The following is an 11,510-nucleotide window of genomic DNA, read 5'->3' as shown; positions in this document are numbered from 1 at the left end:
ACCGCCACCGTGGGTCCGCCCGCACCGCCGCCCTCGGCACCGCCCCCGCCCGGCGGAGGGGCGAGCTGCTGCAAGGTCGTGGCAATCTCGCGCGCCCCGGCATGGGTCAGCGTGATCACCTGCGTCGTTGCATTGTCGCGGTCGATCTGGCTTATCAGCTGCCGGATACGGCGGATGTTGTCGGCGTAATCGGCGACCACCAGACTGTTGCCGCTGCGGTTGGCGGTGATCGATCCTTCGCGGCTGACCAGCGGGCGCAAAGTCTCCACCGCCGACGTCGCATCGACCGCGCGCAGACGGAACACCTCGGTGACAAACTCGTTCTGCCCACCGCGCCTGCCGCCAACCCGGCCAGCGGTTGAGGCAGCGCCGTCCACCGGCTGGACGCGATAGGCACCGTTGGCGGTCGGCACCGCGATCAACCCGTTGGCGCGCAGGGTGGACAGAAACACCTCAAAATATTCGCTGCGGCTCAATGGCCGGTCAGTGACCACCGAGACCTTGCCCTGCACCCGGCCATCGATGATGAAGGTGCGCCCGGTGACCTGCGCGGCATCTTCGATGAAGGCGCGCACATCGGCATCGCGCACGTTCAGGGTATGCTGTGCCTGCAACGGCGAAGCGACGATCAGCGCTGCACACAGCGCGAGGGTTGAAATGTGTTTTTTCATTGTTCCGGTATGATCATCGCGATGGGGAGGGTTTCGGTGCCGCGCTCGATCATCAGCGACAGGCGGGCACCGGGGCGGATTTGCTGCGCAAGCGCCGCGCCATCCTGCGCGGATGTGATCTTGCGGCCGTTGATTTCGCTGACGATATCGCCCGGCCTGAAGCCCGCCTGCGCAAAGGCGCCGCCGTCGCCCTTGGGGGTGACGGCAAATCCGGTAACGCGGCCGTTTTCGGTGCGCGGCGCAAAGCCGATCCCCGTTGTCACCGCCTCTGCGGTCAAAGAATCGGCGGACACGACCGGCAAGCTGTTCGCAGGTGGCGTGGCGGTGGTGGCGACATCACCCACGGTTTCGGCAGGGATCGATTGGTCAAGGAACAGGCTTTCGCGCGTGCCGCCGCGTTCGAGCACGACATGATCGAACAAGACCTGCACCAGCTTCACCCCCGGCGCGACCTCTGTGCCCACTAGGTGACTGCGCTGGATGCCATCTGACCCTGCGATGATTGCCGATCCGCCACCCGATGCCTCGTTCATGCGCAGACCGTAGAGCGTCAGATCAAGCGAGGTGACTGCCGCCTCGCCGGTGCCCGTTGCAGCGCCGCGATCAAATCCGTCAAAGCTGGCGAACAGCGCGGCGCGCGATGCCGGCGGCAAAACATTGGCCTGGCGTGCCTGCCAGTCGCCCAGTGGCGCAATCGGCGTGAGAATGACCCACAGCAATCGCGCAACCTGAACCAGCAGCGCGAAAATCAGCAACAGGCGAAGCCAGTCATACAGGCTCATCCGGGGGGCGCGGCCAAGTACCTGAGGAAACACGTTAAATCGGGCGAAACGGAATCGGGACAATGATGCGCCAAGGCCGGACTGCGTGCCATGATGGGCCGCTGATGCCACGAATCACTCCCTCGCAGGGCCGATCCCCTTGGCCCGGTCCATGCTGCTAGGCGCTATGGATGACGGTTGGATTACCAGATTGTGACAGATATTTGAATTGATATCGCGCTGCCGCTGGGTTGCGACGAAACAAATGAAGGGCGAGCCGCACACGGCCCGCCCTTCACGATGCGATCAAATGATCAGCCCGGATCAGAAATTGACGGAAAGGCCAAAGTTGAACGACGCGCCAAGTTCGTAACGATTGTAGAAATTCCGATTGTCGCCGACCTGCTGGAATTCCTGATAGCGGGTACGCGTGATGTTGCGCGCCTCAAACTTCAGTTCAGCTTCGACACCGCCCAAACGAATCCCTTGGCGGGCAACGAAATCGAGCCGCAGTCCGGGCCGCTCGACGATGTCAGGCTGACCCGAAGGACCACGGCTGGTAACGCGGTCGCTGTTGTAGATCAGCAAGATCGTCTGTTGTGAAAGGCGTTCGGTGTCTTCCAGGCCGATCTGGAGATTGACCAGATGGTCCGACTGACCGGTCAGCGGCGCACCGTCGAAGAAGAAGTTGGACGCGCTGGACACCTGACCGTTCACGATTGCGGTATCGTTTTGCCCCACCTTCAGCTCGGACTGCGTGTAGGTATAATTTGCGAGCAACAGCAGGCGACGGGTCGCAAAGAACGAACCATCAATCCAGTTTGCCATGTCGAAATATTTGATCGCCTCGACCTCGGCCCCATACAAAATCGCCTCGGGAGCATTGGCAAAGCTTGTGTTGATCTGGTTGTCGGTGAACGCCGTGAAGATCTCGATGGGATTGTCGATCTTCTTGTAGAACCCCGCTGCGGAAAGGCGCTGATCACGGTCGAAATACCATTCGTAGCGCACTTCGGCGTTGAACAGCTCGCTATCGCGCAACGACGGGTTGCCGCGGAACAGACGATTGCTGTCAGTATCCTGATAGACCTGCGCGATCAGCTCACGAAATTGCGGGCGAGCGATGGTGTTCGAGATGTTGAAGCGCAGCTGCATGTCAGGAAGGAATTCCCAGGTCACCGTGGCAGTCGGCAGGAAATAATCGTTGTTGAGGTTGGTCGGCACAATCTGGTTCGAACCGGTGTTGAACAGATCGATCGGGACCACGGTCTGCTTGGCCTCTTCATAGCGCACACCGGCATTGAGGCTGAGCCCCGGTGCCATCTGCACCTGCAGCTGGAAATAGGCTGCATGGGTGGTCAGGTCGGCCTGGAACGCGGCGGTGCCATCCTGCGCGGACGTTTCAAGCAGGAAGATGTCGAACAGCTGCTGGGTAGCGTCGGACAGCAGAAAGTCAGGTCGCAACTGTTGTACCGGAATTGGCAGGTTCTGGGCGCGATAGACAAAGGCGCGACGAACCGAGCTACGCGATGTATCGGTATAGGCATAGCCCACCGAAGCGGTGATATCGGGATGCACCTGGTAGGACAGATCGCCGCTGCCGAACCACAGGTCTTCGTTTAGGTCGCTGAACGCAATCGATGCGACGCCCTGCGATGACCCGCCAAGGTCATTGATAAATTTTCCGCTTAGTGGATTGTTCGGGTCAACATTGGTGGAACGAACATAGGTAAAGCTCCGTTCATATGGCGCTTCACGCTGGGAATTTGCATAACCACCACGGACGTTCAAAGACAAATCGCCGAACTTGAACTCTCCAACAACCTGACTATTGATCAGCTGCCGCTCAAACCAGGCAGTGTCCTGCTCCAACAGTTCGGTTTCAAACGCGTTGACATTCGTGCCAATCCCCAATCGGGCCTGCTTCAGCGTGTCGCGAATGTAAAGGTTGGTCCAACGGATTTTCTGCTCGCCAAATTCAAGCGCCGCACCAAACAGCCCGCTTACAACGATACGGTTATCGGTGATCACCCGGTCAAATTCGCTCACCGGGTCGCCCGACAGGTCCTGGGTGCCCGCAACCTGTTGCAGGGTCTGACGGGTCAACCATTTGTTGCTGATGTTGGCCGATGCAATCAGGCCGAGGTCCGCCGCGCCAATTGGAATGGTGGTGCCCCCAGACACGCCAAAGGACCAGTTGACCGGAATGTTGCGGTTGCGCTGCAGTACCGTCGTCGGCGCATTGACAAGTTCCCTCTGGATCGCCTGCAGATCCTGCAGATCAAAATCTGCGCCGAGCAGGATCGGTTTGCCGCTGTTGAAGGCGGCCTGCAAAAGTGGCGGCACATCGCGGGTGCCGTTGTCAAATCCGGTCCAGTCAGAGCGTGAACCGAAATAGGTATAGCCGAGTTCGAACGTAGTTTCGGTGTCGCCGCCCACGCTGGACGAGATCGTGAGGAACGGTTTGTTCGGTGTCGCCACCGTCGTCAGGTTGATCGCGCCACCGCCGAACTCACCGGGATAGTTTGCCGAAAAGCTCTTCTGCACCACCGATGATGCAATGATGTTGGTCGGGAATATGTCGAGAGGCACCACGCGCTTGAGCGGCTCGGGGCTGGGCAGCGGCGAACCGTTGAGCAGTGCCAGCGAATAGCGGTCGCCAAGACCGCGCACATACACAAAGCCGTTGCCGACGACGCTGAGGCCCGTCACACGCTCGAGTGCGCCCGCGATGTCGCCCTCGCCCGTCCGCGCGATGTCTGCCGAGGACAGCACAGAGACCACCTCGGTGTTGGTGCGCAGCGTATTGGGGATGAAACGCCCGCGCACCACGATTTCCTGATTGCCAGCACCGGGTCCGGAAATCTCGACATCCTCTCCTTCCGATTGTGCTTCACCAACCGGTGCTTCTGGTTCAGCTGTCTGGGCTGGTTCAGCGGTTTGGGCAAAGGCAGTTGCCGGAGCAACAAGCGCGGTGGTCAGCAGGAGCGAACCCGCAAAAGTGAGCGGCATTGGCATGGAAAACCCCCAAAAATGGGCAGAGCCAGGCACAAGGCCTGGCTCTGCATAATCGTGCTTACGTGACAGGAAGCGAGGTGCAGCTGCCGCTCGTCGTACCAAAGTTCGCGAAGCTGGAATTGCAGGTCCAGCCCGCAAACCAACGGTCATTCGCATCGCGCACCGCACCGATATAAGTGGTGGTGTCGAAGAAGCTGTTGATCGTGTTGGCGTTGAACGCGGGGACGGCGGTTTCATTCGCGCCGTTGATATAGATCGACGTCAGCGTGGGAGAGAAGTTTGTGCTGACATTGGTACCGGCGTTAAAGAGCGCTGCCACCTGATCGTTGGTCACACCGTTACGACCGCTGAACGCATTGCCCGACGGGCACTGGAACGCGACCGAACGGAACACCGGCGCGCCGGCTTCGTCAATCGATGCATCAACCGTGGTCGATGCCGTCTGCGGACGGCTGATTGCCAGACACGGAAGGATCGGGCTGAGCATGATGCCGTTGAAGAACGAATAGTCAGCACCGCCGCGCAGCAGGATACCCACGCCGTTGTTGCCTGCGCGGTTGTCACCGTTCTTGATGAAGGTGAAGTTCGACAGACGAACGTTCTGACGGGGCGTCTGACCATCGTTGGCGTTGTCAGAGTCGATTTCAAGCATCGAATCGCCCACATTCGCGCGCTGAATGCCGATGACATACTGTACGAAACCCTTGTAGCCGACGTCGGTGTCAAGGCTGTCATCTTCGGCCCCGGTGATGACCAGGTGCTTCATGTTGCCGCGACCCCCGAATACTTCGATGCCATCGTCCGAGCTGTTGTGCACGTGAACGTGATCGATCACCGTGCCCGATCCGGTACCAGACGGCGTCAGGCCCTGCAATTCGCTGTTGGCGCTGAGCACGAAGCCCGAATAGCGGATCTGGACAAAACGCATCGTGCCGCTGTTGTCGCCGGGCTGTGCACCGCCATAAAGCGCGTTGCTGGTGCCTTCGGTGTCACGTTCGCAAGCGACAGTGCCCGGAGCGGCTCCAGAAGCAAGGCAATCGGTGATCGGGGCACGGCCCAGAAGCACCACACCGCCCCAGAGCTGCGAGGTATCGTCAGTGGCAGCGCCGGTCACATTCTGACGGCCGGTGAAGATGATCGGCTGGGTCGGGGTACCGACCGCATCGATGCGATTGCCGCGGGTGACAACAAAGAACGACACGCCGGTCGCACCGAAGATAACCACGCCGGGATCGATCGTTAACGTGACATTGTTGCCGGTGCTGGCTGCACCCTGATCGGTGCCAACATCAACGCGGCCGCCAAGCGAGTAAATAACGCCAGGAGAGCGCGAAATCTGAGTGTTGGCCGTGAACCGGCTGGGGAATTCGCAGTTGCGATAGGTTCCGGTCGGGCCAGAAATCGTACCGCGATCGGTAAACAGTGCCGACGGGCAGCCAGCAGCCGGGGTGACAGTAGCAGGCGGCGTGGGGGTCGGAGTCGGGCTTGGGGCGGGAGCAGGAGCAGGTGCCGGCGCAGGTGCCGGGATCACGATCACGCCTTCGCCGGGCGATGCGATGTCATCTGCACCGCAAGCGGTGACAACAAGTGCTGCGGCCGTGGCCATCAGGACTGAACGAACTCGTGCGTTAAGCATCATTGTATCTCCGCATACTGCTGACTTGGACCAAGTCTGATTTCGTGACGAACGAAGCGGAGATGATGTGAATGCCACCCCCCGGACCGCCGTTCGGGAAGTCAGATAGGCAGAGATGATGAAGTTGAATCGCTATTTCAGTGACAGTGACGAGACGCTTAAGTTACAGAATTGCGTAAATCGATTGCGGCCAAATGTTCGACGCGTCTGATAATCCTTGCAACCCGGCGGGTTTTGGACCGATCCGATCGACGGTTCATCGCATGCGGCAGACGCCTCAAATTTAATCCTGGCTATGTAACTAGATTGCATGCCGTTGCGTCAATGCCACACCGAACATCCGGCATCGCCATATAAATGCCCGGCCAGACGGGGCCTGACCGGGCGGTTTCGCTAGCAGATGTAACGATCGTTGCAGTTTGCGACTCAGCGTTTGGCGTAGCCCCGGTCGAGCCGTTGCAAGGCTGTTCGCGCCGCAATACGGCTGTTCATCACCCGCCCATCCGACAGAATGACATCGAATGACACAGGCGAAGCGATTGCCGCCTCATAATGACTGCGGGCGGCGGCAATATCGCCGAGCTTGGCATAAGCCAGCGCCATGTTGATCAACCGGGCCGGATCGCGCCTCGCAGCCGTTGAAACCTGTTTTTCCGCCGCCTGCATCTGGGCGAGCGCGTCACTGTAATTGCCCTCAACCAGCGCAGCATAACCGAGCGCGCCGGATTCATAACCGATTTCCTGTGCCGCCGCCGGCGTCTGCACGGGCTGGGCAAGGCCAGGCGCAGCGCTGCCGAGGGCGGCAAGAACCGCGATGGTGATAACTTGGTACTTCATGTCATAGTGTCCTTTTCGTAATGCGAGACGGCAATATTACAACTTTGTGACACTTGATGCAATGAAATTGTCATATAAATTGCGCTCAAATGTCATAAAATTGTAATCTACGGGTCGGCGTCAGCCAATCTGACGATTGTCACACGGCCGACATGGACGCGCGGCAAAGGGGTTGGCATCACAGGCTATGTTGCCGTCAGCCACCTACGGAGCGTCACTCCCATGACCATGATCCTTGACCGTCGTATGCTCATCCAGGCCGGCACCTTCGGGCTCGCCGCGCTCTCGATCCCCGGCGCGGCGCTGGCACTCTATGCGGCGCGAGGCTTCACCCATGGTGTGGCGAGCGGCGAGCCCTCGGCAAATTCGGTGCTGCTGTGGACGCGGTTCGTTGCCGACAGTGACGCGCAGCTGACTGCCGAGGTGTCCGAATCGCTCGACTTTACCAGGCCGGTTGCGGGCGGATCGGTGAGCGCCAGTGGCGCGCGCGATCATATCGCCAAGCTGACCGTCAGCGGCCTCGCGCCGGGCAAGTGGTATTTCTTCCGCTTCGTCGCACCCGATGGCAGCATGTCACAGGTGGGTCGCACCCGCACCTTGCCGGTAGGCGAGACACAGAACTTCAACCTGGGCGTGTTTTCATGCTCGAACCTGCCGTTTGGCTGGTTCAACGCTTATGCCCATGCCGCCACGCGTCAGGATATCGACCTCACCGTGCATCTGGGTGATTACCTTTATGAATATGGTCTCGATGTCTATCCGGCACGCGGTCAGGCGCTGCCCGGGCGTAGCGTGCAACCCGACCATGAGATGGTGACGCTGGCCGACTATCGCCTGCGCTACGCCTCATACCGCGCCGATGCTGATCTGCAGCGGCTGCATCAGGTCGCGCCGATGGTTGCGATGTGGGACGACCATGAGATCACGAACGATGCCTGGCGAGAAGGCGCGCAAAATCATCAGCCCGAGACCGAGGGCGATTACGCCACCCGGCGGCGGATCGCCGAGCAGGTCTATCACGAATGGATGCCGGTGGCCGATCTTGCCCCGGGGGGCACCTTGTGGCGCAGCTACCAGATCGGCAATCTGGCGACCCTGATCCGCACCGAAAGCCGCCTTACCGGGCGTGATGAGCCCGCCGATCTGGGCGGGGTGCTGGCCAAGGGCGGCGATCTTGCTGCGGCACTCAAGGCGTTCCGCGACGACACCTGGCAATACCCGGCGCGCAAGATGCTCGGCGACGATCAGGCACAATGGTTGGGGGCACAGTTTGCTGCGTCCAAGTCAGGCGGCACGCGCTGGCAGGTGTGGGCGCAGCAATGCGTCATGGGATCGCTGAAGCTGCCGCCCGAAACCGCGCAATGGGTGCCGAGCGACGCGCCGGCAATCGTTAAGATGCGCGCCGCTGCCGGCATGGCGGCGGCCAGGGCAGGCCTGCCGTTCAACATGGACGCGTGGGACGGCTACCCGGTGCAGCGCGAGGCGCTGCTGAAATCCGCACAAGCGGCCGCAAGCGACCTGATCGTGCTCTCGGGCGACAGCCACAACGGCTGGGGCTTTGATCTGGAGGCCGACGGCAAACCTGCCGGGGTCGAGTTTGCCGGACATTCGGTCTCCTCGCCCGGATTTGAAGCCTATGCGCCGACCATTGCCGCCAAGGATGTCGCCGATGCATTGGTTCGCGCCAACCCGCAACTCAAATGGGCGGATACCAGCAGCCGTGGCTATATGACGGTCAACCTGACGCAGGAGCGCGCAACTGCGAACTGGCACCGGATGCGTACGATCCGCGAGCGCAGCACCGACATGACCTCAACCGCCAGCCAGTCAGTGCTGCCCGGACGGCGGATCATGAGCGCGCCGGGCTGATCGACAATCGCCTGAACCAAGTCGCCTGCCCTGTCACGACTGTCGTTTGTCGATACAGACCGGCGGCTCGACGAAAAGCGTTGCTGTACAGCGATGCCTCTCATAGGCTCCTCTATATAGCCGCTGCGTCCATCGCAGCGGATGCGCTCGGATGTCCGGGCCTTAGATAATCCAAGGGAGCTCATCACATTATGCGCAAAGCATCATTGTTCGCGTCGGTCGCGGCGATCGCGTTCGTCGCCGCGCCTGCGTTCGCTAATCCTTCCACCCATGCGTCAACCGATAGCGACATTGATCTGCTGATCGAAGCCGAAGCCACCGGCGACGTCAGTGTTGCCGGTGAAGCCGATGCCGAGGGTATCACCACCACCGCGCGCGATTACTGGGGCGCATGGGGGGTCGATACCACGCTGATGAAGCCCGAGGTCAAGCCGGGCGACGATTTTTACGCGCACGTCAATGGCAAATGGCTCGACAGCTTTGAAATCCCCGCCGACCGCAGCCGTTATGGCGCATTCACGCTGCTGGCGGAAAAGTCAGAGCAGCGCGTGCGCAAAATCATCGATGAACTCGCCGCCGCGCAGCCGAACCCCGGCACGATGGAAGGCAAGGTCGCGGCCTATTACAATGCCCATATTGATGTCGACGCCATCAATGCCGCAGGCATGGCCCCGGCGCAGCCCTATCTCGACAAGATCAAGGCGGTAAAGACGCACGAGGACCTGGCAAAATTGTTCGGCACGCCCGGGTTCCGCTCGCCAGTCAACGGCTTTGTTGAAATCGATTCCAAGCAGCCCGACGCCTATATTTTCCAGATGGGCACCGGCGGGCTGAGCCTGCCCGATCGCGATTATTATCTGGTCGACAGCGAGGCCAACCTCAAGATCCGCGCGGCCTATATGGAATATCTCACCTTCCTGCTCGGCAAGGCGGGCTATGCCGATCCGGCCAAGACCGCACAGGAAGTCTACGATCTTGAAAAGGCGATGGCCGCCGAACATTGGGATCGTGGCGTCGGACGCAACCGCAACATCACCTATAACAAGGTCAGCAAGGCGGAACTGATCGCCATGGGCAACGGCTTTCCGGTCGCGACCTGGCTGAAGACGCTTGGTGTGGAAAATCAGGAGTCCTTCATCGTACGGCAGGTGCCGCCGACCGAAGAAGAGATCGCCGCAGAAAAGCTGACGCCGGAACAGCTCGCGAAGCTGGGCGGCGGGGTCCCCGGGCTGCTCAGGATCGTCAATTCCGCGCCGATCGAAACGTGGAAGGCATGGGCTTCGGCCAACTTCCTTTCGGCCACCGCCAGCGTGCTGCCCAGTGACATCGATGCGGCCAACTTCGCCTTCTATGGCACCGTGCTCGGTGGCCAGCAGAAGCAGCGCGAACGCTGGCAGCGCAGTGTCGCAGCGGTTGAAGGGTCGCTCGGCGAGGCAGTCGGCAAGGTTTATGCGGCGCGCTACTTCCCGTCAGAAAACAAGGCGGCGATGGATGATCTGGTCGAAAACCTGCGCAAGGCGATGGCGGCGAACCTCGACGACATCACCTGGATGGGCGACGCCACCAAGGTTGAGGCGCGCGACAAGCTCGCCAAGTTCACGCCCAAGATTGGCTATACCGAAAAGTTCGAGACCTATGACAGCCTGATGGTCGCCCCCGGCAAGGCGCTCGATAATGCCATCGCGGCGGGCACCTGGGCCTATCGCGACAATATCGCCAAGCTGGGCAAGCCGATCGACAAGACCGAATGGTTCATGCTGCCGCAGACGGTGAACGCCTATTATTCGCCACCGCGCAACGAGATCGTCTTCCCCGCCGCCATCCTGCAGCCGCCGTTCTTTAACCTGTCGGCTGATCCGGCGGTCAATTATGGTGCCATCGGCGGCGTGATCGGCCATGAGATGGGGCATGGCTTCGATGATCAGGGATCGAAGTCTGATGGCGACGGCGTGCTGCGCGATTGGTGGACGGCGGAAGACCAGACCAACTTCAAGAAGCTGACCAGCGCCCTTGTCGCACAATATAATGCTCTGTGTCCGCTCGACGATGGCAAGACCTGCGTCAACGGCACGCTGACTCTGGGCGAGAACATCGGCGATGTCGGTGGCCTGTCGATGGCCTATCGCGCCTACAAGATCCACCTGAATGGCAAGGAAGACAAGGTGATCGACGGCATGACCGGCGACCAGCGCTTCTTCATGTCATGGGCGCAGGTGTGGCGCAACAAGTCACGCGAACAGTTCCTGCGCCAGCAGCTGCAGACTGACCCCCACTCCCCGCCTGATTACCGCGTGAACGGCGTCGTGCGCAATTTCGACGCATGGTACAAGGCGTTCAACGTTCAGCCGGGCGACGCACTGTATCTGCCCCCCGAAGAGCGCATCCGCATCTGGTAAATATTGGCTGATCGAACATCATAACGGGGGTGGCGCAAATCGCGCTGCCCCCTTTTTTGTGGCGGCTGTCGCGCCGCCTGCTCTGCCCCATTGCCTGCACCCCGGGCAAAAGCTAACGCAGCGTCCAAAGCCTAGCGTTATCAGGAGAGCCGCCCACATGCGCACCGTCACCCATTTTCTGGCCCCCGGCGTCACAGCCCCCGCCAGCCAGCGTCAGTCCGATATCTTCGATCCCAACAATGGCAGCGTGCAGGCGCGGGTTGATCTTGGCGATGCGGCGGTGCTCGATGCCGCCGTCGATGCCGCGCTCGCTGCGCAGCCC

General features: G+C 60.7%; 7 protein-coding genes. 2 read left to right on the top strand and 5 right to left on the bottom strand.

Annotation, left to right across the window (positions count from 1 at the left end; translation table 11 throughout):
• From ACEW8G_RS02315 to ACEW8G_RS02295, 5 genes are all read right to left on the bottom strand, one after another.
• Nucleotides 1-671, bottom strand: a 671-nt coding sequence (locus ACEW8G_RS02315) for a secretin N-terminal domain-containing protein (RefSeq protein ID WP_373486834.1), incomplete at its 3' end; no start/stop codon positions are given.
• Nucleotides 668-1,564: a type II secretion system protein N gene (locus ACEW8G_RS02310; protein ID WP_373486833.1), complete on the bottom strand. Its 897-nt coding sequence runs from the start codon at nucleotides 1,562-1,564 to the stop codon at nucleotides 668-670. The genes ACEW8G_RS02310 and ACEW8G_RS02315, both read right to left, overlap by 4 nt.
• Before the next feature lie 192 nt (nucleotides 1,565-1,756).
• Entirely contained in the window at nucleotides 1,757-4,450 is a 2,694-nt protein-coding gene (locus ACEW8G_RS02305) for a TonB-dependent receptor domain-containing protein (RefSeq protein WP_373486832.1), read from the bottom strand.
• 58 nt (nucleotides 4,451-4,508) lie between these two features.
• The gene (locus tag ACEW8G_RS02300; RefSeq protein ID WP_373486831.1) at nucleotides 4,509-6,089 is read right to left on the bottom strand and encodes a hypothetical protein; all 1,581 of its coding nucleotides are present in this window, start codon (nucleotides 6,087-6,089) and stop codon (nucleotides 4,509-4,511) included.
• 423 nt (nucleotides 6,090-6,512) lie between these two features.
• A complete protein-coding gene (locus tag ACEW8G_RS02295; RefSeq protein ID WP_373486830.1) occupies nucleotides 6,513-6,923 on the bottom strand; it encodes a hypothetical protein in 411 nt (136 codons plus the stop codon).
• Nucleotides 6,924-7,145: 222 nt separating this feature from the next.
• Between ACEW8G_RS02295 and ACEW8G_RS02290 the strand changes: the two genes are divergently transcribed.
• Together ACEW8G_RS02290 and ACEW8G_RS02285 are read left to right on the top strand one after the other, a co-directional pair.
• Nucleotides 7,146-8,792, top strand: coding sequence for an alkaline phosphatase (locus tag ACEW8G_RS02290; protein ID WP_373486829.1), 1,647 nt, complete (start codon nucleotides 7,146-7,148; stop codon nucleotides 8,790-8,792).
• Nucleotides 8,793-8,983: 191 nt separating this feature from the next.
• Nucleotides 8,984-11,188, top strand: coding sequence for a M13 family metallopeptidase (locus tag ACEW8G_RS02285; protein WP_373486828.1), 2,205 nt, complete (start codon nucleotides 8,984-8,986; stop codon nucleotides 11,186-11,188).
• Nucleotides 11,189-11,510: the final 322 nt, after the last annotated feature.

The sequence above is a fragment of the Blastomonas sp. genome, from assembly GCF_041747255.1.
Classification (GTDB): Bacteria; Pseudomonadota; Alphaproteobacteria; order Sphingomonadales; family Sphingomonadaceae; genus Blastomonas.
This window is presented reverse-complemented; position numbering and strand designations above follow the sequence as displayed.